Genomic DNA, 26,290 nt, shown 5'->3' with positions numbered 1-26,290 from the left:
CTCTAGCCCTGGCGGCGGACCTCCACCACCCGGAAGCGGTTGGCGACGAAGGCGCCGTCGCACAGGGCCGCGTTGGCCGCCGGGTTGCCGCCGGAGCCGTGGAAGTCGGAGAAGGCCGCGGTCTGGTTCACGTAGACCCCGCCCGTGAGGTTCAGGGACAGCTGCGCCGACTCCTCCAGGCAGACCTCCTCGATCGCCCGCTCGGTGTCCGCGTCCGTCGTGTACGCGCCGACCGTCATCGCGCCCTTCTCCCGCACCGTGCGGCGCAGGAGCTCCAGGGCGTCCGCCGTGGAGTCGACCGCCACCGCGAAGGAGACCGGGCCGAAGCACTCCGAGAGGTAGGCCGCCTCCGGGTCCGGCTTGGCCGCGTCCAGCTTGACCATGACCGGGGTGCGCACGACGGCGTCCGGGAACTCCGGGTTCACCACCTCGCGGGAGGCCAGCGCGACCTCGCCCAGGGCGGCGGCCGCCTCCAGTCGGGCCTTCACGTCCGGGTTGACGAGGGCGCCGAGCAGCGCGTTGGCCCGGGCGTCGTCGCCGAGGAGGCCGCCGACCGAGGCGGCGAGGTCCGCGACGACCTCGTCGTAGGACTTGTGGCCGACGTCGGTGGCGATGCCCTCGCGCGGGATCAGCAGATTCTGCGGGGTGGTGCACATCTGGCCGCTGTACAGGGACAGGGAGAAGGCCAGGTTGGACAGCATCCCCTTGTAGTCGGAGGCGGAGTCGATCAGGACGGTGTTGACGCCCGCCTTCTCCGTGTAGACCTGCGCCTGGCGGGCGTTGGTCTCCAGCCAGTCGCCGAACTCCGTGGATCCGGTGTAGTCGATCAGCCTGATCTCGGGGCGCAGCGCGAGGGACTTGGCGATGCCCTCGCCCGGCCGCTCGACGGCCAGGGCCACCAGGTTCGGGTCGAAGCCGGCCTCGGCGAGGACCTCGCGGGCCACCTTGACCGTCAGGGCCAGGGGCAGGACGGCGCGCGGGTGCGGCTTCACCAGCACCGCGTTGCCGGTGGCCAGGGAGGCGAACAGGCCCGGGTAGCCGTTCCAGGTGGGGAAGGTGTTGCAGCCGATCATCAGCGCGATGCCGCGCGGCACCGCCGTGAAGGTCTTGCCCAGTTCGAGGGGGTCCCGCTTGCCCTGCGGCTTCGACCAGTCGGCGCGGTCGGGGACGCGGGTCTGCTCCTCGTACGCGTAGGCCACCGCCTCCAGGCCGCGGTCCTGCGCGTGGGGGCCGCCCGCCTGGAAGGCCATCATGAAGGCCTGGCCGCTGGTGTGCATGACCGCGTGCGCGAACTCGTGGGTGCGTGCGGAGATGCGGGCCAGGATCTCCACGCAGACCAGGGCGCGCGCCTCGGGACCGGCGTCGCGCCAGGCGGCCATGCCGGCCCTCATCGCGGGGAGCAGGACGTCCGGGTCGGCGTGCGGGTACTCCACGCCCAGCTCCGGGCCGTACGGGGAGACCTCGCCGCCCGTCCAGCCGTCGGTGCCGGGCTGGTCCAGCTCGAAGCGGGAACCGCGGACGGCCTCGAAGGCGGCGAGCCCGTCGGCGGGGGCGCTCTCCCCGTACGCCTTGGGGTGCTCGGGGTGCGGGGACCAGTAGGCACGGCTGCGGATGGCGGCGAGCGCCTGGTCCAGGGTGCTCCGGTGCTTCTCGGTCAGCTGGGGGAGGGTGAGCTCGGCGGCCATCAGGGACCAACTCCTCGTTGAGCCGGGCGGGATCAGGCTGCATCGCAGGCTGGATCGGGCAGGGGCGGGTGAAGAAGAGCAGACTGGAGTTAGAGTAACCGAACGATCGGTCGGGACAAGAGGGCCCGGCAGACCTGTGGACAACCCGGTGCGGGAGGATGCAGGACATGACAGCAATCGAGCGGTCCCGCACTGTGGCGGTCGTCGGCGCCGGCACCATGGGGCAGGGCATCGCCCAGGTCGCCCTCCTCGCGGGTCACCCCGTGCTGATCCACGACATCGACCACGCCCTCGCCGAGGCCGGAGCGGCCGCCGTGCGCGAGCGCCTGGAGCGTTCGGTCGCCAAGGGCCGGCTCGACCCGGCCGTGGCCGAGGAGGCCGCCGGGCGGATCCGCGCCGCGGACGGCCTCGCCGACCTCGCCGCGGCGGCCCTCGTCGTCGAGGCGGTCGTGGAGAACCCCACCGTCAAGCGCGCGCTCTTCGCCTCCCTCGAAGAGGTGGTCGCGCCGGACGCCCTGCTCGCGACCAACACCTCCTCCCTCTCCGTCACCGAACTGGCCGCCGGGCTCGCCCACCCCGGCCGCTTCGTCGGCCTGCACTTCTTCAACCCGGCCCCGCTGCTCCCCCTCGTCGAGGTGGTGAGCGGCTTCGCGACCGACCCGGACGCCGCCGAGCGCGCGTACGCCACCGTGCTGGGCTGGGGCAAGACGCCGGTCCGCTGCGCGGACACCCCCGGCTTCATCGTCAACCGGATCGCCCGCCCCTTCTACGCGGAGGCCTTCGCCGTGTACGAGGAGCGGGGCGCCGACCCCGCCACCATCGACGCGGTGCTCCGCGAGAGCGGGGGCTTCAAGATGGGGCCGTTCCAGCTCACCGACCTGATCGGCCAGGACGTCAACGAGGCCGTGACCCGCTCCGTGTGGGAGTCCTTCTTCCACAGCCCCAAGTTCACCCCCTCGCTCGCCCAGCGCCGCCTCGTCCAGTCGGGCCGCCTCGGCCGCAAGAGCGGCCACGGCTGGTTCCCGTACGGGGACGGCGCGTCCACGCCCGAGCCGCACACAGCGGGCCCCGAGCGGGCCCCGGACAAGGTGGGCCTCGTCGGCGACCTCGGACCGGCCGCGGTGCTCGCGGAGCTGATCGAGGAGGCCGGGATCGCGGTCACGGCCACCGCGCACGGGGGCCCGTACATCCAACTGCCCGGCGAGGGGCAGCTCGTCCTCGCGGACGGCAAGACCGCGGTCGAGTTCTCCGACGTCGTCTACTTCGACCTCGCCCTGGACTACCGCGGCGCCACCCGGATCGCGCTCTCCGTGAGCGGGGACACCACCGAGCGGACCCTGTCGGAGGCCGTCGGCCTCTTCCAGAAGCTCGGCAAGAAGGTCTCCGTCATCGGCGACGTCCCCGGCATGATCGTCGCCCGGACCGTGGCCATGCTGATCGACCTCACCGCCGACGCCGTGGCGCGCGGCGCGGCCTCGGCCGAGGACATCGACACCGCGATGCGGCTCGGCGTCAACTACCCGCTGGGGCCGAGCGCGTGGCACGAGCGGCTCGGCCAGGACTGGGCGTACGACCTGCTGCACCACCTGGACGAGCGCTGTCCGGGCGGCCGTTACGCCCCCTCCCTGGCCCTGTTCAAACTGGGCTACGCGGCCGACGGGGACGCAGCGGTCGACGGCGACGAAGCGGCCGACGGGGATGCGGGCGGCGACGACAACGGGGAGGGCGAAGCCGAGTGACCACTGCCAGACGGGACACCTACACCCCGGAGACCCTGCTCTCCGTGGCCGTCCAGGTCTTCAACGAGCGCGGGTACGACGGCACGTCCATGGAGCACCTCTCCAAGGCCGCCGGCATCTCCAAGTCCTCGATCTACCACCACGTCGCGGGCAAGGAGGAACTCCTGCGCAGGGCCGTCAGCCGCGCCCTGGACGGACTCTTCGCGGTCCTGGAGGAGCCGGGCGCGGTACGGGGCCGCGCGGTCGAGCGCGTCGAGTACGTCACCCGGCGCACGGTCGAGGTCCTGGTCGCGGAACTCCCCTACGTCACCCTCCTGCTGCGCGTGCGCGGCAACACCCGCACCGAGCGCTGGGCCCTGGAGCGCCGCCGCGACTTCGACCACCAGGTCGCCGAGCTGCTCAAGGCGGCGGCCGCCGACGGGGATCTGCGCGGGGACGTGGACATCCGCCTCGCGACCCGCCTGCTGTTCGGCATGGTGAACTCCCTGGTCGAGTGGTACCGCCCGCACCCGGCGACCACCCCCGACCAGCTCGCGGACGCGGTGGTCAGCATGGCCCTGGACGGCCTGCGCACGGCTCGGTAGCCGGCGGCGGCGCCGGGCGGCGACCCGTATGGCCCCCGGACGACGGGCGGCGCGACGGGCGGCGCGACGGGCCGCGCCGGCCGTCGCGGCGGTCCGGGCGGGCCCGTCCCGGGGGCTACTCCTCGGTGAGGCCGGGCGGGGTCGTGCTCGGGCCCGGGGCGAGGAGGTCCGTCTCCTCGAAGACCAACAGGGTGCGGGTGGACAGGACCTCCGGGATGGACTGGAGGCGGGTCAGGACCAGCTCCCGCAGGGTCCGGTTGTCCGGGGTGTGGACCAGCAGCAGGACGTCGAAGTCACCGCTGACCAGCGCGATGTGCGCCGCCCCCGGCAGCTCGCGCAGCTTCTCCCGGACCGTCCGCCACGAGTTCTGCACGATCTTCAGGGTGATATAGGCGGAAGCCCCCTGACCTGCGCGTTCGTGGTTGACCCGGGCGGCGAACCCACGGATCACCCCGTCGTCGATCAGTCGGTTGATCCGGGCGTAGGCGTTCGCGCGCGACACGTGGACCTGCTCGGCCACGGAACGTATCGACGCCCGACCGTCCGCCTGGAGCAACCGCATGATCGACCGGTCGATCGGGTCCAGGGGGCGGGGCGGGACCGCCGGTGCCGGTGGGACCCCGGGGCCTGGAGAGCCTCCCCCCGGTGGGACCGGTGCGGAACCCGCTCCGGCCATTTGTTCATCCGGCATTGCCCACTGCCTCCCTCTCCTGGACGTCCTGCACCCATCCCAGGGCCCCGCCGCCACTTTGTCCACAGCCTGGAGCCGCCTGTAGCCAAATTGCGCCGACGACCGAACAATCGGTAGGTGAGGCGCCTCACACCCGAGGCTTCCCTGCCCGCTTCCCACGAGGAGGTGTACGCCGCCATGACGGTCCAAGAGCTGCCCGGTGCCGGTGCTCCCCACCGCGTTACCCCGCCGCCCGCCTGGAGGCCCCGTACGGACGCCGCCCCGCTGCTGCCGGACCCCGAGCCCTACCGGGTGCTGGGCACCGAGGCGGCCGACCGCCTCGACCCCGTGCTGATGCGCCGGTACTACGCCGAACTGGTGCGGGGCCGCCGCTACAACGCGCAGGCCACCGCACTGACCCGGCAGGGCCGTCTCGCCGTGTACCCGTCCACCGTGGGCCAAGAGGCCGCCGAGATCGCGGCCGCGCTGGTGCTGGAGGAGCAGGACTGGCTCTTCCCGAGCTACCGGGACACCCTCGCCGCCGTGGCGCGCGGGCTGGACCCCGTACAGGCGCTCACGCTGCTGCGCGGCGACTGGCACACCGGCTACGACCCGCGCGAGCACCGCATAGCCCCGCTGTGCACCCCCCTCGCCACCCAGTTGCCGCATGCGGTGGGCCTGGCTCACGCCGCCCGGCTGCGCGGTGACGAGGTCGTGGCGCTCGCCATGGTCGGCGACGGCGGCACCAGCGAGGGCGACTTCCACGAGGCGCTGAACTTCGCGGCCGTCTGGCAGGCCCCCGTGGTCTTCCTCGTCCAGAACAACGGCTTCGCGATCTCCGTCCCCCTCGCCAAGCAGACCGCGGCCCCGACCCTGGCCCACAAGGCCGTCGGGTACGGGATGCCGGGCCGGCTGGTCGACGGCAACGACGTGGCCGCGATGCACGAGGTGCTCACGGAGGCGGTCCAGCGGGCCCGCGCGGGCGGTGGCCCGACCCTGATCGAGGCCGTCACCTACCGCATGGAGGCCCACACGAACGCGGACGACGCGACCCGCTACCGCTCGGACGCCGAGGTGGAGGCCTGGAAGGCCCACGACCCGGTGGAGCTGTTGGAGCGCGAGCTGACCTCCCGGGGCATCCTCGACGAGGCCGGCATCCGCGAGGCCCGGGACGCGGCCGAGGCGATGGCGGCGGACCTGCGCGAGGCGATGAACGCCGAACCGGTCCTCGACCCGATGGACCTCTTCGCTCACGTCTACGCGGAGCAGACCGGCCGGCTGCGCGAGCAGGCACAGATGCTGCGGGCCGAACTGGAAGCGGAGGACGACGCATGACCACTGCGGTACGGGGGGCGGTGAAGCCCGCCACGATGGCGCAGGCGCTCACCCGCGCCATGCGCGACGCGATGGCCGAGGACCCGACGGTTCACGTGATGGGCGAGGACGTCGGCGCCCTGGGCGGGGTCTTCCGGATCACCGACGGCCTCGCGAAGGAGTTCGGCGAGGACCGGGTCACCGACACCCCGCTGGCGGAGGCCGGGATCCTCGGCACGGCCGTCGGCATGGCCATGTACGGGCTGCGGCCGGTCGTGGAGATGCAGTTCGACGCGTTCGCGTACCCCGCCTTCGAGCAGTTGATCTCGCACGTGGCGAAGATGCGCAACCGCACGCGCGGCGCCATGCCGCTGCCGATCACCATCCGCGTCCCGTACGGCGGCGGCATCGGGGGCGTGGAGCACCACTGCGACTCCTCCGAGGCCTACTACGTGGCCACCCCCGGCCTCACCGTCGTCACCCCGGCGACGGTGGAGGACGCCTACGGGCTGCTGCGGGCCTCGATCGCCAGCGACGACCCGGTGGTCTTCCTGGAGCCGAAGCGGCTGTACTGGTCCAAGGCGGACTGGCGGCCGGAGTCCCCGGCGGTCGTCCCGGGCATCGGGAAGGCCTTGGTCCGCCGGGCGGGCACGAGCGCGACCCTGATCACCTACGGGCCCTCGCTCCCGGTCTGCCTGGAGGCGGCCGAGGCCGCCCGCGAGGAGGGCTGGGACCTGGAGGTCGTGGACCTGCGCTCGCTCGTCCCGTTCGACGAGGAGACCGTCGTGGCCTCCGTACGGCGGACCGGGCGCGCGGTGGTGGTCCACGAGGCGGGCGGCTTCGGCGGCCCGGGAGCGGAGATCGCCGCCCGCGTGACGGAGCGCTGCTTCCACCACCTGGAGGCGCCGGTGCTGCGCGTGACGGGCTTCGACATCCCGTACCCGCCGCCGATGCTGGAGAAGTACCACCTGCCGGGCGTGGACCGGATCCTGGACACCGTGGCCCGCCTGCAGTGGGAGAACTGATGCCGCAGGTCATGGAGTTCAAGCTGCCCGACCTCGGGGAGGGGCTGACCGAGGCGGAGATCGTGCGCTGGCTGGTGGCCGTGGGCGATGTCGTCGAGATCGACCAGCCCGTGGTGGAGGTGGAGACCGCCAAGGCGATGGTCGAGGTCCCGTGTCCCTACGGGGGCGTGGTCACCGCCCGCTTCGGCGAGGAGGGCGCGGAGCTTCCCGTGGGAGCGCCGCTGATCACCGTCGCGGTGGGGTCGGGGACGGTTCCCGAGCCGGAGCCCGCCGCCGATGCGGGCTCCGGGTCGGGGAACGTGCTGGTCGGCTACGGCACGGACCACTCGCGGCAGGCGCGGCGCCGTCGGATCCGGCCGGGGGGCGCGGCTGCGGCTCCGGCTTCGGTGGCTGTGGCTCCCGTGGTCGTGGCTCCGGTGGCTGCTGTGGCTGCGGTGTCGGCCGGGCCGGTCGCGGTGATCTCGCCGCTGGTGCGCAAGCTGGCCCGGGACAACGGGGTCGACCTGCGGGCGCTGAGTGGGTCCGGGCCGCAGGGCCTGATCCTGCGGGCCGACGTGGAGGCGGCGCTGAAGCCGGTCCCGGTCGCGGCTGTGGCCCCGACTGTGGCCCCGGCCGCGCCGGCCGTGGGCGAGCGGATCCCGCTCAAGGGCGTGCGGGGCGCGGTCGCGGAGAAGCTCTCGCGCAGCCGGCGCGAGATCCCCGAGGCCACCTGCTGGGTGGACGCGGACGCCACCGAACTGATGGCGGCCCGGGCCGCGATGAACGCGGTGGCGGGCCCGAAGATCTCGGTGCTCGCGCTGCTGGCCCGGATCTGCACGGCCGCGCTGGCCCGCCACCCCGAGCTGAACTCCACCGTCGACCTGGCGGCGAACGAGATCGTCCGGCTCCCGGCCGTGCACCTCGGCTTCGCCGCGCAGACCGAGCGGGGGCTGATGGTCCCGGTGGTCCGGGACGCGCAGACGCGCAGCCCGGAGTCCCTGTCGGCGGAGTTCGCCCGGCTCACGGAGCTGGCGCGGGCGGGGAAGCTGACCCCGGGCGACCTGACGGGGGGCACGTTCACCCTGAACAACTACGGGGTGTTCGGGGTCGACGGATCCACGCCGATCATCAACCACCCCGAGGCGGCGATGCTCGGCGTCGGCCGGATCATGGCGAAGCCGTGGGTGCACGAGGGGGAGCTGGCCGTACGGCAGGTCGTGCAGTTGTCGCTGACCTTCGACCACCGGGTGTGCGACGGGGGGACCGCGGGCGGGTTCCTCCGGTACGTGGCCGACTGCGTGGAGAACCCGGCGGTGCTGCTGCGCGGGCTGTAGCCCGGCCCGAACCGGTAAGGGCCCCGGGCGGGCCCCTTACCGGGCGCGGATGGGCGGGGCCCCGTCACCGGGGCTCCGCCCGGATCCGTTCGGGCGGGGGCGTCAGGTGGTCAGGTGGTCAAGAGGAGTTTGCCCACGTGGGTGCTCGATTCGAGGGTGCGGTGGGCTTCCGCGGCGTCCCGCATCGGGTACGTCGCGTGGACCACCGGACGGACGCGGCCCGAGGCGAGAAGGGGCCAGACGTGTTCCCGGACGGCCGCCACGATGGCCGCCTTCTCGTCCAACGGGCGCCCCCGCAGGGAGGTCGCCGTGATCGCCGCGCGCTTGGCCAGGAGGGCGCCCAGGTTCAGTTCGGCCTTGACCCCGCCCTGGAGGCCGATGATCGCGAGGCGGCCGTTGACGGCGAGCGCGTCCACGTTCCGGGCCAGGTACTTGCCGCCCATGATGTCCAGGATCACGTCCGCCCCGGCCCCGTCCGTCGCCGCCCGGACCTCCTCCACGAAGTCCTGCTCGCGGTAGTCGATCAGGACGTCCGCGCCCAGCTCGGCGCAGCGCGCCAGCTTCTCCTTGCCGCCCGCCGTCACCGCGACCCGCGCGCCGATCGCCTTGCCCAGCTGGACCGCCATGGTGCCGATGCCGCTGGAGCCGCCGTGGACGAGGAGGGTCTCGCCGGGGCCCAGGCCAGCGACCATGAACACGTTCGACCAGACCGTGCAGACGACCTCCGGCAGCGCGGCGGCCGTCACCAGGTCCACCCCGGCCGGTACCGGCAGCAGTTGCCCCGCGGGGACGGCCACCCGCTCCGCGTACCCGCCGCCGGACAGCAGCGCGCACACCTCGTCGCCGACCGCCCAGCCGGACACCCCGGGTCCGACCTCGACGACGCGCCCGGAGCACTCCAGGCCGGGATGGCGCGAGGCGCCGGGCGGGGGATCGTAGAACCCCTGGCGCTGGAGGAGGTCGGCGCGGTTCACGGCGCTCGCCACGACCTCGACGAGCACCTCCCCCTCGCCCGCCACCGGATCGGGTGCTTCGGCCCAGACGAGAGCCTCGGGGCCACCGGGCTGTTCGATCGTGATCGCATGCATGAACGGAATCTACTCCGCCGAGCCCAGAGTGGGCTGGGGGAACGACGGGGGCGTGGCCCGGACGATGGTGATCACCCGGTCGGTCGGCTGGAGCGGGCTCGCGTGCGGGTCGTCGTAGGCCAGCAGACGGTGTCCGCGCAGCACGCTCACCACCAGGTCCTCGGTCTCCCGCACCCCGCGCCCGACCTCCGCCTTCCTGACGGGTCGTTCGATCAGGTCCAGGCCACTGCCCTGCTGGATCAGGTCCTCCATGACGGCGCCCGCGCTCGGGCTCAGCACCGACAGGCCCAGGAGTCGGCCCGCCGCGCTCGCGCTCGTGATGACCGCGTCCGCGCCGGACTGCTTGAGCAGCGGCGCGTTCTCCTCCTCGCGGACGGCGGCGACGATCTTCGCGCCCCGGTTGAGCTGGCGGGCCGTCAGGGTGACCAGGACCGCCGTGTCGTCCCGCTGGGTCGCGATCACGATCTGACGGGCCTTCTGGAGCTCGGCCCGCAGCAGGACGTCGCTCCGGGTGGCATCGCCGACGACGCCGGTGAACCCCTCCGAGTTGGCGATGTCGATCACCTTGGCGCTGGGGTCGACGATGACGACCTGCTCCTTCGGCAGGCCGGTCGCCAGCAGCGTCTGCAGGGCGGAACGGCCCTTGGTGCCGAAGCCGACGACGACCGTGTGGTCACGCAAGTTGTTCCTCCAGCGGCTCAGTCGCCACTCTTCTCGGGTCCGCTCGGTGAGGACCTCCAGGGTGGTCCCGACCAGGATGATCAGGAACAGCACGCGCAGCGGGGTGATCAGCAGGACGTTGACCAGCCGCGCGCTGTCGCTGTACGGGACGATGTCGCCGTAGCCCGTCGTCGACAGGGTCACGGTCGCGTAGTAGACGCAGTCGAGGAGGTCGACGTCGTTGTTCGCGTTGTCGTGGTAGCCGTCGCGGTCGAGCCAGACGATCAGGACCGTCAGGCACATCACGAACAGGGCCATCAACAACCGGCGCGTGACCTGCCGCAACGGTCTCTCGACGACCCGCGTGGGCAGCTTGACGCGGCGCGAGACGAGTTTCTCGTCCGCACCGCGTGCCATGGCGTCCTGGCCGTGAAGTTTCACGTGAAACATCCCCCCGAAGCCCACGGCAGGTCCAGGACTTCCACGTCCTGTCCGTTCCGCACGCCGTGGCGCGGTACGACGGCCAGCGCGTCGGCGGCGGCCACCCCGCGCAGCATCGCGGGGCCGTTGTAGCGCAGCGGTACGGCGTGTTCGTCGTCCACCATGACCGGCACCAGCCGGGTGTCGTACGGGTGGCCGTGCACGTCGCCGTGGACCGGGACCGTGTACCGGGGTCGCTGCCGGCGGCCCGCGAGGGCGCGCAGCAGGGGCTCGACCAGGGTGAGCAGGCCGGACACGGCCGCGAGGGGGTTGCCGGGCAGGCCGACCCAGTGCCGGCCGTCGGCCCGGTCGCCGACGCGGGCCAGCAGCATGGGGTGGCCGGGGCGTACGGCGACCCCGTCGACGAGCAGTTCGGCGCCGGCGCGCTCCAAGACCGGGTGCACGTGGTCGACGGGGCCGGAGGCGGTGCCGCCGGTGGTGACGACCAGGTCGGCGTCGGAGCCGGTGACCGCTTCGAACAGGGCCTCGGCCCCGGCGGGATCGTCCCCGAGCCGCCGCGTGCCGATCACCTCGGCGCCGAGGCGGGTCAGCCAGGGGCCGAGCATGGGGCTGAGGGCGTCGCGGATCAGGCCGTCGTGCGGGAGCCCCTCGGTCAGCAGCTCGTCGCCCAGGACGATGACCTCCACCCGCGGCCGGGGCCGGGTGAGCAGCTCGTCGTACCCGGCGGCCGCGGCGAGCCCGAGCACGGCCGGGGTGACGAGGGAGCCGGCGGGCAGCAGCAGGTCGCCGGAGCGGCACTCCTGGCCGCGCGGGCGGATGTCCTGACCGGTGCCGACGCGCCGGTCGGCGTGCAGCTGGCCGCCGACCTCGCGGGCGTGCTCGCTGCGGATCACGGCGCTGGTGTCGGCGGGGATCCGGGCGCCGGTGGCGATCCGTACGGCCTCGCCGTCCGCGAGGGGCGCGGGCGGCTCCGCTCCGGCGAGGATCCCGCCGCCGGCCAGGACGCTCCAGGGGCCGGGTCCGGCGACGGCCCAGCCGTCCATGGCGGAGGTGTCGAAGGAGGGCAGGTCGCCGAGGGCGTCGAGGGACGAGGCCAGGACCTCGCCGAGGGCGTCGGCGAGGGGTACCCGGTGGGTCCGCCCGCGTACGCCCGCGCCGGCCCGGGCCGCGGTCTCGCGGGCCCGCTGCCAGGGCGTGGAGTGGCCGCCGGCGGCGTCGGTGGCGGGGTCGCGGCTCACGAGGGCGAGGGCTTGGTCCAGCGCGCCGTCGGCGTCGGTACGGGTCATCCTGAGCCGGTCTCCTCGACGTGGGTGGGGTCGGTCTCGGCGGCCCACCGCAGCGCCAGGGCGGCGGCCTTGCGGGACGCTTCGGCCATGGCCCGGACGGGGTCCTCGCCGGCGGCCTCGGCGCGGGCCGCCGCGTAGCCGACCAGGAAGGTCGTCAGCGGGGCGGCGGGCCGGGCGACGCCGTGGGCGGCGTCACGGGCGACGTCGAGGAGGGTCTTGACGTCGACGTCGACGTCCTCGATGGCGAGCTCGGTCTTGGCGGCGGTGATCCATTGCTCCAGCACGCTTCCATGCTCCCTGATCCGGGCGCGGGCCGCTGCCAGGTCTTCCCAGGTGTCGCAGTCGAAGGAGGCGAGTGGCTCAGCGGCGGTGACCGCAACGAGGCGCAGTTCGGCGGTGAGGGCGCGCAACGGGAGGTCGCGGAGGTGGCCGTGCTCGGTGGCGAGCACGGCGCTCTCGCGGCGCAGGGCCTCGACGCGGTAGGCGGCGACGAGGGGCTGGTCGCGGCCGTCCGCGTCCCGCAGGAGGGCGCCGTCCCGGTCGGCGGGGGCCTCGGCCGCCGCCGTGAGCAGGGTGTGGACGGTGTCCCGGTCGAGGAAGGGCAGGTCGGCGGAGAGTACGAGGACCAGCGCGCCGGTCGCCTGCCGGAGCCCGGCGTCCAGCGCGGCCACGGGGCCGCCGCCGGGCGGGTCCTCGCGGGTCCACCGCACCGGGCGCGCCGTTGCCCTCCGGGCGCCGACCACGATGGTGGTGCGGGCGTCCGCGCAGGCGTCCAGGACGCGGTCGAGGAGGGTGCGGCCGCCGACGGGGAGGCCGGGTTTGTCCGCCCCGCCGAGGCGGCGGGCGGCTCCGCCGGCCAGCACGATGGCGTCGTAGATCATGCCCTTGAGTATGCGCGGGTCGTGTTTCGCGCGGGCCCGGCGCTGATGCTCGGCCGGCGCGGCGTGGACCCCGTTCCCGGGGGCTCCGCCCCCGGACCCCCGCGCCTCAAACGCCGGCGGGGCTGAAATGCGGGCTCGGGCGGCGGCGGCCGGAAAGCGGGCTGGGGCACCGGCGGGGCTGGAATGCGGGCTCAAACGTCGGCGGGGCTGGAATGCGGGCTCGGGCGCCCACCGGGCTGGAATGCGGGCTCAAACGTCGGCGGGCTCGGAATGCGGGCTCAAACGCCCACGGGGCCGGGAAAGTGGGGTCGGGCCGGGGTGGATGTGGCGATGGGGCGGGCGCCCTTGGGGGCCCGCCCCATCGGGGCAGTGTGGTTCGGCGGGGGTTAGAGGTAGGGGCCCGAGCGGATCGCGCCGTGGGGGCCGTCCTCGTCGTCCTCGTGGGAGCCGCCCGGCGGGAGCGCCCGGCGCATCTGCTCCAACTGCGCCCGCGCCGCCATCTGCTGCGCGAACAGAGCCGTCTGGATGCCGTGGAACAGGCCCTCCAGCCAGCCGACCAACTGGGCCTGCGCGATCCGCAGTTCCGCCTCCGACGGGATGGCCTCCTCCGTGAACGGGAGGGAGAGGCGCTCCAGTTCCTCGACCAGTTCCGGTGCGAGGCCGTCTTCGAGTTCCTTCACCGACGCCGCGTGGATGTCCTTCAGACGGACCCGGCTGGCCTCGTCCAGAGGGGCGGCGCGGACTTCTTCCAGAAGTTGCTTGATCATGCTGCCGATCCGCATGACCTTGGCGGGCTGTTCGACCATCTCCGTCACCGGGACCTCGCGCGACTCGTCATCGGCGCCGCCGACCGCCATCCCGTCCTGTCCCACGATCAAGACGTTCGGGGGGCTGTCCTGCGACCGTTCACTCCTCGGCATCTCCATGCCGTCATTCTCTCGCACACCTGCGTACTCACACGGTGTGCCCCCGCACAGGCGTGATCCACCCTGAACGGGGGCCCGAACATCAGCCGGCGGCCCGCCGGGCCAGCGCCCCGTTCGACTTGGTGACCAGCGCGGCCAGCACCGCCGCGCCCAGCGGGACGAGGACCAGCAGTGCGCCGAGGGTTTGCCAGGGCACCGCGATCGGCACGTAGACCTGGCTGTCCCTCAGGGTCGCGTACCCCATGTCGATTCCGCGCTTGACCAGCCGCTCCTGTTCCCGCTGTTGGGTGAGCCGCAGTCCGACCGCCGGCAGGATCCCGGCCGCCGAGCCCAGGACGACGCCCATCAGGGCGACCACCCCGCACTGGAACCCGCTCAGGGTCCGCCGCAGCCTCGGGGCCGCGCCGACCGCCGTGAGGGTCTTCAGGTCGGCCTCGGAGTCGGCTTGTGCCAGCCCGGTGGCGATGCCGGCCGCGCCGATGGTGACCAGGCCCGCGAAGAGGGTCAGGGCGAGGACGCCCAGGCTGTCGGCGCCCTGGTAGCCCTGTTCGATCGTGACGTTGGCGTAGGCCCCGATCCGGTCGATCTCCCCGTCGAACCGCTGCCTCTGCTCGGTGGTGACCCCCTGGTCCAGGTGGAAGTACGTGCCGAACGGGACCGTCGCGATCCCGGCGTCCTTCGCCGCCGCGGGCGGCAGGATCAGCCGCACGCCCCAGCCCTGCGTACCGGTCGGCATCCGGTGGACCGCGATGGTCCGGTCCTGGCCGGGCGGGTCGCTGAGCTTGGCTCCGGGCGCCTCGGCCGCGGCCGTGTCCGTGACGATCCGCACGGTGACCTTGCCGTCGATCACGGTGCGCGGGTCCAGGGCGACGCCCTTGCCCGCCTTGAGGGCGGCCACGGCGCCGGGGTCGGTGACCCCCAGCACCCCGAGCAGCTTCTCGTCGGCGACGACGGTGTCGAATTCCCCGGAGCTTCGGAACCGGCCCTCCGCGCACCGCGGGTCCTGGCGCAGTTCCCGCGCCTGGTCGGGGGTGAAGGAGGCCGGGCCGTGCTCCGCCTCGGAGAGCGGGCAGCGCTGTTCCTTCGGGGTGATCAGCACGGCCCGTCCGCAGCCCTTCTCCGTGGAGAACGACTCGCAGTTCGCGTTGCCGACGACGAGCCGGTCCACATCGGCGCGCACGTCCACCGGGAGGGTCTGCGAGACCGCGCGCCGCAGGGGCTCCGTGTCCTTGTGGCTGCTGTTGTCGCCCGCGGTGACGAGCCCGGTCAGGGCCGGCAGCTTCGGGGTGTACTCGTGGCGGGCCTGGACGTCCTGACTGTTCTGGTACGTGGCCACCGCGACCGTGCCGGCGATGGCGGCCAGCACGGCGGCCACGGCGGGAGCCGTACGCCCCCGGTTGCGGACGGCGTCGCGCAGCGCGAGCCGGGGCGCCAGTGGGAGCCACCGGCCGAGCCTCCCGAACAGGCCGACCAGCGTCGGGGTGAGGGCGACGATGCCCAGCTCGGCGAGGGCGCTGCCGCCCGCGACGACGGTGGTGCTGATCCGGGAGCTGCTTCCGTACAGGGCGACGGCGGCTCCGGAGGCCATGGCGAGCAGGCCGAGGACGGGCAGGATCCGGTTGGCCCGGCGCACGCCCCGGCGCCCGGTCAGGGAGGCCAGCACGGTCTGCCGGGAGGCGGTGACCGCCGGGACGATGGCGGCCAGCAGGCCGGTGACGACGGCCAGCAGCGCGATGCCGAGCAACTCCGCCGGGCGGACGGTGAAGCCGGCGAAGCGGGCGCCGATCTGCTCCTCCAGTACGGGTCGCAGCCCGAAGGTGAGGGCCATGCCGAGGGCGGTGCCGACGACGGCGGCAGCGGCGCCGATCACCACGCCGCCGGAGAGCACGACGGCCCGGATGTGGCGGCGGTCGCCGCCGTTGGCCCCGACCAGGCCGAGCTGGCGGTGCGAGCGGCGGGCGCCGACCGCGAAGGCGGGACCGGCGAGCAGGCAGATCTCCAACATGGCCAGGCCCACGACCGTGGCCACCACGGCCCGTTCGGCCAGCTTGCCGGAGGCGTTGGCCACCGCCTCGTACCGGTTCTTCGGTTCCTGCTTGTACAGGGGCACCTCGGAGTCCGCCGGCGGGTTCAGGATCACGCTGCGGGACTCGACGACGCCGCCCTTGGCGTTGGTCTCCTTGACCATGTTCCACGTGAAACCACCGCCACCGGCGACCGAGACCAGGAAGGACTCCTGAGGCTGCGGGGCCGACATGCCGGCCGCCACGTGGCCCTTCTGGTAGTCGGCGAGGAGGGCGCCCGGCAGCGCCAGGATCTGCTGGTCCTTCAGGCTGGAGGGCAGCTCGTACGCGCCGACGATCTTGTGCGGGGTCAGAGAGCCGCGCGGGGTGACCGAGGAGCCCACGAACAGCCCGGAGGCTTCGAGGAAGGCGTTGGTGGCGACGACCTCGCCGGAACCGTCGGGGAACCGGCCCCGGTCGAGGGTGAGGAGACCCTCGACCAGGGGGTCGCGCACGTCCAGCTCGCGCAGGGTGGTGTCGAGCAGCCCGTGCCTGGTGTGGACCTTGGCGCGGACGGTGGAGTCCCGGACGGTGCGGAGTCCGGCCGGGATCGCCGTGGCGAGCGCTGCGCCGTCCTGCTCCGGGCCGGGTTGGTACTTGTCGAAGCCGCCGACGGGCGCGTAACTCTCCGCCTTGGGGGTCTGGAAGAGCGGCGAGCCCCCGAGGCCCAGGCTCACCCGGGCGTCGGCGGCGCCGATCTGACGGGTCAGCATCTGCTCGGCAGTCAGTTCGGCACTGCGGACGGTGAGGTCGATGGCGCTCACCCCGACGATCGGCAGCGCGATCATCGCCAGGACCAGGGAGCTGCGGCCCTTGGCGCGCCAGGCGTCGCGGCGGGCGATCCGCAGGGCGGCCCACCAGCCGTGGTACCAACCGGACAGGGGGGAGTTGTGGTTGCTCACAGGCCGGCCGCCCGCCCGGAGAGCAGGACGTCGGCCTGGCTGCGCAGGGTCTCGTCGACGACGCTGCCGTCGCGCAGGAAGACGACCCGGTCGGCCCAGGCGGCGAACCGGGGCTCGTGCGTGACCAGGACCCCGGCCGCGCCCGCCTCGCAGCGGGAGCGCAGCAGGGCGAGGACGGACTCGCCGGTCTCGGAGTCGAGGGCGCCGGTGGGCTCGTCGGCGAGGACCAGGCGGCGCTCGCCCACCAGGGCCCGGGCTATCGCCACCCGCTGCTGCTGGCCGCCGGACATCTCGTCGGGGAAGCGGTGGGCCAGCCGGGGCAGGCCGATCTCCTCCAGGGCGGCGAGCGCGGCGGTGCGCGCCTTGCGGGCGGAGGTCCCGTCGAGTTCGAGGGGCAGGGCCACGTTCTCGGCGGCGGTGAGGGCCGGGATCAGATTGTAGTCCTGGAAGACGTAGCCGATGCTGCGCCGGCGCAGGGCCGCCAGTCGCTTGCGGCTCGCGGTGGTGAGGTCGACGCCCTCGACCAGGACGTGGCCGCTGGTGGGGGTGTCGAGCCCGCCCGCGAGGGTCAGCAGCGTGGACTTGCCGGAGCCGGACGGGCCCATCACGGCGACGAGTTCACCGGGGTGGACCGAAAGGTCGATCCCGCGCAGGGCGTGCACCTCGGTGGCGCCGCTGCCGTGCGTGCGCACGACCCGGTCGAGTCGCAGGACGGGCTGCGGGGCGGTGGCGGCCGGGGCCGCGTGCGGGGCGGTGGGTGAGTGGCGCTGGTCAGGCATGGAGGGTCCCCCCTGGAACGGTGGTTCAGCCCCGGCGCGCGCGGAAGCCGCGGGGTGCGCCGGAAGTGCCGGAAGTGCCGGAAACGGAGGCGGAGGTCGAGGTGGAGTCGGGTGCGGAGCCGGGCACGGCCGGGGGCGCGGGGTCGGTGGCCGGTGCCGGGGTCGCTTCGTCGGCCGTTCGCGAAAGCCGTACGAGCCGGGCCTCGGAGTGGTCGAGCCAGCGCGCCTCCGCTTCCGTCTGGAAGATCAGCTGCTCCAGGACCAGCAGCCAGGCCAGGTCGTCGCGCTCCGAGGAGCGGCCGCTCTCGACGGCGGTGAGGGCCTGCGCCTTGAGCCGGGTGTAGTCCTGCATGGCCCGGATGGTGGCGTGCCGCTGGGACTGGATGACGGCGCGGATGTCGACGCCGGGGGCGCCCACGGCCATGGCGAGCTTGATGGACAGCTCGTCGCGGGGCGGGTTGGTGCGGTCGACGGGGCGCTCGTACCACTCGCGCAGTTCGGCGCGGCCCGTGTCGGTGATGGCGTAGAGGGTGTGGCCGGCCTCGTCCTCGCCGCCGGGGGCGACGAGGCCGTCGCGCTCCAGCCGGGAGAGCGTCGTGTAGACCTGCCCGACGTTGAGCGGCCAGGTGGAGCCGGTGCGGGATTCGAATTCGGTGCGCAGTTGGGAGCCGTAGCGAGGGCCCCGTTCCAGCAGGGCCAGCAGCCCGTGACGGATCGACATACTCAGTATGTATACCGAGTATGCTCACTTACGCAAGTGCGTCCCCCGGCCCCTTCAACCCGCCCCGGACCCGCCCCCCGCCCCGACCCGCCTACCGGCCCCGCCGCAGCCGTACGCCCATGTAACCCAGTCCGAGGCCCATCAGCGCCAGGCCGCTGCCGAGCGGGAGCATGTGCGCGGCCAGGTCGGCGATCCGGTCGTTGGGCTCCGTGCCCAGCGCGTTCACCGAGGCCGGTCCGCTCGGACCGGGGCTCGCGCCGGTGCTCGGGACCGACTGCCGGTCCGGGGGCTGCGGCCGGGCGGGGCTCTGCGGACGTTGTGGGCGCTGCGGACGCTGCGGGCGCTGCGGACGCTGCGGACGGACGGGCCGGGCCGGGCGCACGGGGTGGGCGACGGCCGCGTACCCGGGGTCGTACTCCACGTCGGCGCTCTCCGCCGCGCTCCGCCCGGGGTGGTCCCGGCCGACGCCGGAGGCGCTTCCCGCGAGCTCCTCGTAGGCCTCCTGCGGGACGTCGTCGGCCACGGGCGCGGAGTGCGCGGCCGTGACGGACAGCGGGGTCCGGGCGGGGATGGCGTGCGCCGGGGCGGTGACCAGCAGGGCGGCGCAGGCCAGTGCGGCTCCGGCGACCCGGCGCGGCAGGCGGAGGCGGTGGATCACGGGGTGCCCCTCCCGTCGAGCGTCCGGGCGGCCGGGCGGCCGAGACGATGTGCTCAGACTCACATAATGGGGCAAAAGTGGCATCCCGGGCCGCCCATCAGGGTGGCCCGGGATGCCGGTCCTTCCAACGGCGGCGCGGGACGGTCCGTCAGGCGCCGCCCGAACTCACTGCGGGTCGCCGGTGGAGACGATCAGGGTGAACTTCGTCCCCTCCTTGGCGACGTCCGTGCCGGCGGCCGGAAGCTGCTCCAGCACCGCGTCCTGGCCGTAGACCGCCTCGTCGCGGTTTTGGATCTCGTACTGCCAGCCCGCCGCCTGGAGGCACTCCTTGACCGAGCGGAGGTTCTTGTACCGCAGGTCGGGCGCCCTGACCTGCGCCGCGTCCTTGTAGGACTTCGAGGCGCTCTTGCATTCCTTCGGGTCGATCGTCCGCGAGAGGTCCGGACCCTTGTGGCCCGCCTGCGCCGGGGCGGACGCGGAGGAGGAAGAGGAGGGGTCCGCGACGACCTTGTCCTTGTTCTTGTCGCCGCCCATGGTCAGGGCCGCGATCAGACCGCCGACCGCCAGCAGCGCCACCACGACGGCGCCGACCACGACCGGGGTGTTCTTCGAGCCGCCGCTCCCCGCGCTGCCGCCGGACGTGGACGCCGCCGAGGGGGAGATGTTGTACGGCGGCGGGGTCTGCGGCGCGTACTGCTGCTGCGGTACCGGCGCGTGCGGGTAGGCGTAGCCGCCCTGCGCGTGCTGCTGGTGTTGCTGTTGCGGCGGGGGCGTCGGCGCGTACGGGGACGGCGGCGGGGTCTGCGGCTGGTACGGCTGCTGGAGCGAGTGCGGGGGCGGCGCCTGGAAGGCGGAGTCCACCGGCGGGAACACGGCGGAGCCGACCCCGGCCCCGCTGCCGCCCGCGTGGGTGCCCGGGACGATGACCGGAGCCCCGGTCCGGCCGGCCGTCAGGACCCGGTCGACCTCGTCGCGCATGGCCGCGGCCGTGGGGAAGCGCTCGTTCGGGTTCTTCTTCAGGGCCCGCGCCACCAGCGCGTCCATCGCCGGCGTGAGCGCCCGGTTGATGCTGGACGGAGCCACCGGCTCCTCCTGCACGTGCGCGTACGCGATGGCCAGCGGCGAATCGGCCTCGAAGGGGATCCGGCCCGTCAGCAGCTGGAAGAGCATGATGCCGACCGAATACAGGTCGGAGCGGGCGTCGACCCCGCGCCCGAGGGCCTGCTCCGGCGACAGGTACTGCGGGGTGCCGACGACCATGCCGGTCTGCGTCATCGAGGTGACCCCCGACTGCATGGCGCGGGCGATGCCGAAGTCCATCACCTTGACCACGCCGCGCTTGGTCATCATCACGTTGCCGGGCTTGATGTCACGGTGGACCAGGCCCATCTCGTGACTGGTCTCCAGGGCGGCCAGGACGTCGGCCGTCACCTTGAGGGCCTTGTCCGTGGGCATCGCCCCGTACTGGCGGACGTCCGAGTCGAGGACCGAGCCGAGGGGCTGCCCCTCCACGTACTCCATGACGATGTACGGCATCACGGTGCCGTCGCCCGCGCCGCCGAACGTGACCTCGCCCTCGCCGGTGTCGAAGACCGAGACGATATTGGTGTGCGACAGTTTGGCAACAGCCTGGGCCTCACGCCTGAACCGCTCGCGGAACGAGGCCTCACGGCCCAGTTCGCTGTGGAGGGTCTTGATCGCGACCTGTCGGTCGAGCGCGGAGTCGTACGCGAGGTAGACGGAGGCCATGCCCCCCTCGCCCAGCAAATCCCTTAGCAGGTAACGGCCACCGGCCAGGGACCCGCCTGCGTACCGGCCCTGAGTGCCGTCCTGGCTCATGACTGTTGCTTCCCCTCGGACTGTGTCCCTACGCCTCTGGCTGAGCGCATGTCGCGCCCAGTCTGCCGGAGGGCAAGCACACGTCAAGCCGGTGCCCGCTGCGTGACGGTGGTGCCACAGGGCGTCTGTGTCCGAACGGTGACCGGTTCCGAGGCTGTAGCGTTCACCGGAGAACCCGCATGAGGACCCGAAGAGGACCTACCGCTAGAGCGGACGAGAGAGACGACGGCGAGGACTGATGGCACCCGAACCCGAGGGAAACGGCGCCGGGATGGCCGAGGGTCCTGAGCACTGGGGCGCGGGCGGCCTGGTGGGCGACGGCCGTTACCGGCTGACCCACCGCCTGGGTCGCGGCGGCATGGCGGAGGTCTTCGCCGCCGAGGACGTGCGCCTCGGCCGCACCGTCGCGGTGAAGCTGCTGCGCGCGGACCTTGCCGAGGACCCGGTCTCCAAGGCCCGCTTCACGCGCGAGGCGCAGTCCGTCGCGGGACTGAACCACCATGCCGTCGTGGCCGTGTACGACTCGGGCGAGGACCGGATCGGACCGAACGTCGTCCCCTACATCGTCATGGAACTGGTCGAGGGCCGCACCATCCGAGACCTGTTGATCAGCGCCGAGGCCCCCGGGCCCGACCAGGCGCTGATCATCGTCTCGGGCGTGCTGGAAGCGCTCGCGTACTCGCACCAGCACGGCATCGTGCACCGTGACATCAAGCCCGCCAACGTCATCATCACCGACACCGGCGCGGTCAAGGTGATGGACTTCGGCATCGCGCGCGCCCTGCACGGCGTGCAGTCGACGATGACCCAGACCGGCATGGTCATGGGCACCCCGCAGTACCTGTCGCCCGAGCAGGCCCTCGGCAAGGCCGTCGACCACCGCAGCGACCTGTACGCGACCGGCTGTCTCCTCTACGAACTCCTCGCGCTGCGGCCCCCCTTCACGGGGGAGACCCCCCTGTCGGTGGTCTACCAGCACGTCCAGGACGCGCCGATCCCGCCCTCGCAACTGCCCGAGGGCCACACGATCCCGCACGAACTCGACGGCCTGGTCATGCGTTCGCTCGCCAAGGACCCGGACGACCGCTTCCAGAGCGCCGAGGAGATGCGCGGGCTCGTCCAGTACTCGCTCCAGATGCTCCACGACCAGGGCCCCAACACCGGTACCTGGAACACCGGTCCGGTCACGATGACCCTGCCGCACGGCCAGCCCGGCGGTCCGGCCACCTCGGCCATGGGCCAGGGTGCGGGCGGTCAGCGTCCTCCGTACAACGCGCACGCCACGACCTCGCAGTTCCAGCAGCCGATGGTGCCCCCGCTCAACCCGAACGACGGCACCGCCTTCCCGGGCGGCGGCGGCAACGGTGGCGGGCAGGGCGGCTACCGGGGCTACGACGGCTACGACGATCGCCCGAGCGGCGGCGGACGCTGGAAGATGATGCTCTTCGCGCTGCTCGCGGTCCTCGCGATCGCCGGCGGAGTCGCGTACGCGGTGAAGTCCGGCGGCCTCGGCGGCAGCGGCGACAGTGGTGGCAGCGGTGGCCACACCAGCAACTCCCCGTCGGCCCCGCAGACCAGCGGGCAGCCCTCGGACACCCCGTCGCAGTCCCAGAGCAGCCAGGACGACAGCTCGCCCGAGGAGTCGTACACGCCGACTCCGAGCAAGAGCAAGTACACGCCGACCAACTCGCCCTCGTCGGTGCCCTCGACCACCCCGCCCCCGACGAAGTCCGACCCGGTGACCCCGCCCCCGACGAAGTCGGACCCGCCGGAGCCGAGCGACAAGCCGACTCCGCCGAGCGGGGAGCCGAACAACGGATCCGCGCCGTAGCGGACGGTACGCGTACGACGAGAGGGCCCGACGGAAGCAATTCCGCCGGGCCCTCTCCTCTTGTTCTGCTTATCGGTGCAGATCAGAGGGCGTGCTGGTACTGCCTGTCCCGACTGTCGAGATTCCCGGCCAGAGTGTGGACGGTGACCAGCTGGGGTTCGATGCGCATGTAGACGGGGTCGAACACCGCGCCGTCCACGAAATGCGGACCCGGTCCGAATAGCTCCAGTTCCGCGTTGGTCGGCTCGACTATTTGGGCCGTTCCGGTGAACTGGACCGACCAGAGTCGGGGGTCGTTCGAATTGAAGTTGTCGGCACCGTACGAGACGACACTTCCGTTGCACGCCTGGTGATACCCGAAACCCGCGTGCATTCTCAGCACGACCTTGTCGTCCACCACGATGTGGCGGGCGAGGGCGAGGAAGGGCAGCGCGCGCATACTGGTGGCGACTCGGCCGTACGGCACCCGGCGCAGCAGTTCGATGGCGTGGAGTTCCTCTGGGGACATGCTGACCACTGTCCGCCACCGACACGAGGTCGGGAAAGAGGAGCCCGCCCCGATGATCGGGGACGTTGGTCCCGAATGGAACGGCCCGCCGGACGGAACGGCCCCCGGCGCAACAGCGCGCCCCGTGGCCCGGGCGGGTGGACCGCCGGGAGCACGGGGCGTCACGGTGCGGAGCGGGAGCGGCCAGACGGCCTAGCGCTTCTCCGCCTGGAGGCGGGCCACGTACGCGGCCGCCTGGGAACGGCGCTCCATGCCCAGCTTGGACAGCAGGCTGGAGACGTAGTTCTTGATCGTCTTCTCGGCCAGGTGCAGCCGCTCGCCGATCACCCGGTTGGTCAGGCCCTCGCCGATCAGGTCGAGGATCTTCCGCTCCTGCTCGGTGAGGTTCGACAGCCGGTCGTCGCCCTTGCCGTTCTTGCCGTCACGCAGTCGCTCCAGCACCCGGGCGGTCGCGACCGGGTCCAGCAGGGACTTGCCGGCGGCCACGTCACGCACCGCGTTGAGCAGCTCGTTCCCGCGGATCGCCTTGAGGACGTAGCCGGAGGCGCCCGCCATGATGGCGTCGAACAGCGCCTCGTCGTCGGCGAACGAGGTCAACATCAGGCACTTGATGTCCTCGTTCTGGGAGCGCACCTCACGGCACACCTCGACGCCGCTGCCGTCGGGCAGGCGCACGTCCAGGACGGCCACGTCGGGGCGGGTGGCGGGGATTCGGGTCAAGGCGTCGGCGGCCGTACCGGCCTCGCCGACGATCTCGATGTCCTCTTCGACCGACAACAGCTCATGAACCCCCCGGCGTACCACTTCGTGGTCGTCCAGGAGAAATACCTTGATTTTTCCGTCTTCGCGCACAAACTCCATCTTCACACACTCACCCCTTCCCTGCCGGAGACGACCGGGATAACGTGCCGTTGTTCCGGCCCCCTGCAAGGCTGTGACCAGTGGTTGTTCCCGCTCCCTCCGATTTACTTGGATATCCAAGCAAAATCGCAGGTCAAACGGGGTTTCGCAGATATGCGAGGCACTGGGTAACGTGCATTGCGCAGGGCACTCGCCGGGGCACCTGTCACGCCTGAATCCCGTACGCGCCGCGCACCCACCCCGTGCGCGGGTACGAATGCAGGTGAGCCGCACTGGACCCCGGAGAACCCGGGTGCCGGACCGACGGAGGAGCACACGTGACCGTGGAGAGCACTGCCGCGCGCAAGCCGCGACGCAGCAGCGGCACCAAGCGGGGGGCCGGCGCTGCGAGCGCAGCCAAGACCGCCGCTGCCACCGCACAGCCGCACGACGCCGAGCCTCAGCTCGTACAACTGCTGACGCCCGAGGGCGAACGCGTCGACGCGGGGCATCCCGACGTCGCGGAGTTCGCGACCTTCGTCGAGGACATCACCACCGAGGACCTGCGCGGGCTCTACCGCGACATGGTCCTCACCCGCCGCTTCGACGGTGAGGCGACCGCCCTCCAGCGCCAGGGAGAGCTGGGCCTGTGGGCCTCGCTGCTGGGCCAGGAGGCGGCCCAGATCGGCTCCGGCCGGGCCCTGCGCGACGACGACTACGTCTTCCCGACCTACCGCGAGCACGGTGTCGCCTGGTGCCGCGGGGTCGACCCGACGAACCTCCTCGGCATGTTCCGCGGCGTCAACCACGGCGGCTGGGACCCCACCGTCAACAACTTCCACCTCTACACGATCGTCATCGGCTCGCAGACCCTGCACGCCACCGGCTACGCCATGGGCGTGGCCAAGGACGGCGCGGACTCGGCGGTCGTCGCGTACTTCGGCGACGGCGCGTCCAGCCAGGGCGACGTGGCCGAGGCCTTCACCTTCTCGGCGGTCTACAACTCCCCCGTGGTGTTCTTCTGCCAGAACAACCAGTGGGCGATCTCCGAGCCCACCGAGCGCCAGATGCGCGTACCGCTCTACCAGCGCGCCCAGGGCTTCGGCTTCCCGGGCGTCCGCGTCGACGGCAACGACGTCCTGGCCTGCCTCGCGGTCACCCGTTGGGCCTTGGCCCGGGCACGGCGCGGCGAGGGCCCGACCCTGGTCGAGGCGTTCACGTACCGCATGGGCGCGCACACCACCTCCGACGACCCGACGAAGTACCGGCGGGACGAGGAGACGGCTGCCTGGGAGGCCAAGGACCCGATCCTGCGCCTGAAGGCCCACCTCCTCGCCGCCGGCGGCGCCGACGAGGCGTTCTTCGCGGAGCTGGAGGCGGAGAGCGAGGTTCTCGGCAAGCGGGTGCGCGAGGTCGTGCGCTCGATGCCCGACCCCGACACCATGGCGATCTTCGAGAACGTCTACGCGGACGGGCACGCGCTCGTCGACGAGGAGCGCGCGCAGTTCGCCGCCTACCTCGCGTCCTTCGACTCGTCCGAGGAGGGCCACTGATGGCTGTAGAGAAGCTGTCGATCGCGAAGGCGCTCAACGAGTCGCTGCGCAAGGCCCTGGAGACCGACCCCAAGGTCCTGATCATGGGTGAGGACGTCGGCAAGCTCGGCGGCGTCTTCCGCATCACCGACGGTCTGCAGAAGGACTTCGGCGAGGAGCGGGTCATCGACACCCCGCTCGCCGAGTCCGGCATCGTCGGCACCGCCATCGGCCTGGCCCTGCGCGGGTACCGGCCGGTCGTGGAGATCCAGTTCGACGGGTTCGTCTTCCCCGCGTACGACCAGATCGTCACGCAGCTCGCGAAGATGCACGCCCGCGCGCTCGGCAAGATCAAGATGCCGGTCGTCATCCGCATTCCGTACGCCGGCGGCATCGGCGCCGTCGAGCACCACAGCGAGTCCCCCGAGGCGCTCTTCGCGCACGTGCCGGGCCTCAAGGTGGTCTCGCCGTCGAACGCGTCCGACGCGTACTGGATGCTCCAGCAGGCCATCCTCAGCGACGACCCGGTGATCTTCTTCGAGCCGAAGCGCCGCTACTGGGACAAGGGCGAGGTCGACGTCGAGGCCATCCCCGGCGAGCTGCACAAGGCGCGCGTGACCCGGGAGGGCACCGACGTCACCCTGGCGGCCTACGGGCCGATGGTGAAGGTCTGCCTGGAGGCGGCGGCCGCCGCCGCCGAGGAGGGCAAGTCGATCGAGGTCGTGGACCTGCGCTCGATGTCCCCGGTGGACTTCGACAGGATCCAGGCCTCGGTGGAGAAGACCCGCCGCCTGGTCGTCGTCCACGAGGCCCCGGTCTTCCTGGGCATGGGCGCGGAGATCGCCGCTCGCATCACGGAGCGGTGCTTCTACCACCTGGAGGCGCCGGTGCTGCGCGTCGGAGGCTTCCACGCCCCCTACCCGCCGGCCCGCCTGGAGGACGAGTACCTGCCCGGCCTGGACCGGGTGCTCGACGCCGTCGACCGCTCGCTGGCGTACTAGGAGA

Annotated in this window: 22 protein-coding genes; 8 read left to right on the top strand and 14 right to left on the bottom strand. The window is 72.7% G+C overall.

Annotated elements, in window-relative coordinates; translation table 11 throughout:
- Positions 1-2 precede the first annotated feature (2 nt).
- Positions 3-1,685 carry a phenylacetic acid degradation protein PaaN gene (gene paaN, locus ACIOD1_RS18225; RefSeq protein ID WP_365616027.1) on the bottom strand — a complete coding sequence of 561 codons (1,683 nt, stop codon included), beginning with the start codon at positions 1,683-1,685 and terminating at the stop codon, positions 3-5.
- A 167-nt stretch (positions 1,686-1,852) separates the two neighbouring features.
- On the opposite strand from paaN, the gene ACIOD1_RS18220 reads away from it, so the two are divergent.
- Both ACIOD1_RS18220 and ACIOD1_RS18215 read left to right on the top strand, forming a co-directional pair.
- Entirely contained in the window at positions 1,853-3,424 is a 1,572-nt protein-coding gene (locus ACIOD1_RS18220) for a 3-hydroxyacyl-CoA dehydrogenase (protein WP_401903306.1), read from the top strand.
- Positions 3,421-4,008 (top strand): TetR/AcrR family transcriptional regulator, encoded by a 588-nt coding sequence (locus tag ACIOD1_RS18215; RefSeq protein ID WP_365616021.1) that lies wholly within the window; start codon positions 3,421-3,423, stop codon positions 4,006-4,008. Before ACIOD1_RS18220 ends, ACIOD1_RS18215 begins: the two co-directional genes overlap by 4 nt.
- Before the next feature lie 115 nt (positions 4,009-4,123).
- On the opposite strand, the gene ACIOD1_RS18210 is transcribed toward ACIOD1_RS18215, so the two are convergent.
- A complete protein-coding gene (locus tag ACIOD1_RS18210; RefSeq protein ID WP_365616019.1) occupies positions 4,124-4,699 on the bottom strand; it encodes an Lrp/AsnC family transcriptional regulator in 576 nt (191 codons plus the stop codon).
- 177 nt (positions 4,700-4,876) lie between these two features.
- Here ACIOD1_RS18210 and pdhA (ACIOD1_RS18205) point away from each other — a divergent pair, with 177 nt between their 5' ends.
- Genes pdhA (ACIOD1_RS18205) through ACIOD1_RS18195 form a run of 3 tightly spaced genes read left to right on the top strand, consistent with a single transcriptional unit; the run spans position 4,877 to position 8,330 of the window.
- A complete protein-coding gene (gene pdhA, locus ACIOD1_RS18205) occupies positions 4,877-6,013 on the top strand; it encodes a pyruvate dehydrogenase (acetyl-transferring) E1 component subunit alpha (RefSeq protein WP_365616217.1) in 1,137 nt (378 codons plus the stop codon).
- Positions 6,010-7,017: an alpha-ketoacid dehydrogenase subunit beta gene (locus tag ACIOD1_RS18200; RefSeq protein WP_365616016.1), complete on the top strand. Its 1,008-nt coding sequence runs from the start codon at positions 6,010-6,012 to the stop codon at positions 7,015-7,017. Before pdhA (ACIOD1_RS18205) ends, ACIOD1_RS18200 begins: the two co-directional genes overlap by 4 nt.
- Entirely contained in the window at positions 7,017-8,330 is a 1,314-nt protein-coding gene (locus tag ACIOD1_RS18195; protein ID WP_401903302.1) for a dihydrolipoamide acetyltransferase family protein, read from the top strand. Before ACIOD1_RS18200 ends, ACIOD1_RS18195 begins: the two co-directional genes overlap by 1 nt.
- Before the next feature lie 110 nt (positions 8,331-8,440).
- Here ACIOD1_RS18195 and ACIOD1_RS18190 read toward each other — a convergent pair whose 3' ends face one another.
- The 10 genes from ACIOD1_RS18190 to ACIOD1_RS18145 all read right to left on the bottom strand — a co-directional run bounded on the left by ACIOD1_RS18190 (position 8,441) and on the right by ACIOD1_RS18145 (position 20,574).
- Entirely contained in the window at positions 8,441-9,418 is a 978-nt protein-coding gene (locus ACIOD1_RS18190) for an NAD(P)H-quinone oxidoreductase (protein WP_401903299.1), read from the bottom strand.
- Positions 9,419-9,427: 9 nt separating this feature from the next.
- Positions 9,428-10,528: a potassium channel family protein gene (locus ACIOD1_RS18185; RefSeq protein WP_365616009.1), complete on the bottom strand. Its 1,101-nt coding sequence runs from the start codon at positions 10,526-10,528 to the stop codon at positions 9,428-9,430.
- Complete coding sequence (locus tag ACIOD1_RS18180) at positions 10,516-11,805, bottom strand: molybdopterin molybdotransferase MoeA (RefSeq protein ID WP_365616007.1); 1,290 nt, start codon at positions 11,803-11,805, stop codon at positions 10,516-10,518. The genes ACIOD1_RS18185 and ACIOD1_RS18180 overlap by 13 nt, the downstream gene beginning before the upstream one ends.
- Entirely contained in the window at positions 11,802-12,686 is an 885-nt protein-coding gene (locus ACIOD1_RS18175) for an NTP transferase domain-containing protein (RefSeq protein WP_365616004.1), read from the bottom strand. Before ACIOD1_RS18175 ends, ACIOD1_RS18180 begins: the two co-directional genes overlap by 4 nt.
- Positions 12,687-13,072: 386 nt before the next feature.
- The gene (locus ACIOD1_RS18170) at positions 13,073-13,612 is read right to left on the bottom strand and encodes a bacterial proteasome activator family protein (RefSeq protein WP_365616001.1); all 540 of its coding nucleotides are present in this window, start codon (positions 13,610-13,612) and stop codon (positions 13,073-13,075) included.
- Positions 13,613-13,694: 82 nt separating this feature from the next.
- A complete protein-coding gene (locus tag ACIOD1_RS18165; protein WP_401903556.1) occupies positions 13,695-16,556 on the bottom strand; it encodes an FtsX-like permease family protein in 2,862 nt (953 codons plus the stop codon).
- Positions 16,557-16,573: 17 nt separating this feature from the next.
- Positions 16,574-17,356, bottom strand: coding sequence for an ABC transporter ATP-binding protein (locus tag ACIOD1_RS18160; protein ID WP_365615998.1), 783 nt, complete (start codon positions 17,354-17,356; stop codon positions 16,574-16,576).
- Between the two features lie 25 nt (positions 17,357-17,381).
- Entirely contained in the window at positions 17,382-18,077 is a 696-nt protein-coding gene (locus ACIOD1_RS18155) for a PadR family transcriptional regulator (RefSeq protein ID WP_401903295.1), read from the bottom strand.
- Between the two features lie 91 nt (positions 18,078-18,168).
- Positions 18,169-18,735: a hypothetical protein gene (locus ACIOD1_RS18150; RefSeq protein ID WP_365615992.1), complete on the bottom strand. Its 567-nt coding sequence runs from the start codon at positions 18,733-18,735 to the stop codon at positions 18,169-18,171.
- Positions 18,736-18,900: 165 nt separating this feature from the next.
- Positions 18,901-20,574 (bottom strand): protein kinase, encoded by a 1,674-nt coding sequence (locus ACIOD1_RS18145; RefSeq protein WP_401903292.1) that lies wholly within the window; start codon positions 20,572-20,574, stop codon positions 18,901-18,903.
- A 238-nt stretch (positions 20,575-20,812) separates the two neighbouring features.
- Between ACIOD1_RS18145 and ACIOD1_RS18140 the strand changes: the two genes are divergently transcribed.
- Entirely contained in the window at positions 20,813-22,405 is a 1,593-nt protein-coding gene (locus ACIOD1_RS18140; RefSeq protein WP_365615986.1) for a protein kinase domain-containing protein, read from the top strand.
- Positions 22,406-22,487: 82 nt separating this feature from the next.
- Here ACIOD1_RS18140 and ACIOD1_RS18135 read toward each other — a convergent pair whose 3' ends face one another.
- Positions 22,488-22,913 (bottom strand): pyridoxamine 5'-phosphate oxidase family protein, encoded by a 426-nt coding sequence (locus ACIOD1_RS18135; RefSeq protein WP_365615983.1) that lies wholly within the window; start codon positions 22,911-22,913, stop codon positions 22,488-22,490.
- A gap of 192 nt (positions 22,914-23,105) precedes the next feature.
- Complete coding sequence (locus ACIOD1_RS18130; RefSeq protein WP_365615980.1) at positions 23,106-23,765, bottom strand: response regulator transcription factor; 660 nt, start codon at positions 23,763-23,765, stop codon at positions 23,106-23,108.
- 326 nt (positions 23,766-24,091) lie between these two features.
- On the opposite strand from ACIOD1_RS18130, the gene pdhA (ACIOD1_RS18125) reads away from it, so the two are divergent.
- Positions 24,092-25,306 (top strand): pyruvate dehydrogenase (acetyl-transferring) E1 component subunit alpha, encoded by a 1,215-nt coding sequence (gene pdhA / locus ACIOD1_RS18125; RefSeq protein WP_365615977.1) that lies wholly within the window; start codon positions 24,092-24,094, stop codon positions 25,304-25,306.
- The gene (locus tag ACIOD1_RS18120) at positions 25,306-26,286 is read left to right on the top strand and encodes an alpha-ketoacid dehydrogenase subunit beta (protein ID WP_365615974.1); all 981 of its coding nucleotides are present in this window, start codon (positions 25,306-25,308) and stop codon (positions 26,284-26,286) included. Before pdhA (ACIOD1_RS18125) ends, ACIOD1_RS18120 begins: the two co-directional genes overlap by 1 nt.
- Positions 26,287-26,290: the final 4 nt, after the last annotated feature.

Source organism: Streptomyces sp. NPDC088097, from assembly GCF_044741845.1.
Classification (GTDB): domain Bacteria; phylum Actinomycetota; class Actinomycetes; order Streptomycetales; family Streptomycetaceae; genus Streptomyces.
Note: the sequence above shows the minus strand (reverse complement) of the source record. Positions and strands in the feature narration are given on the sequence as shown.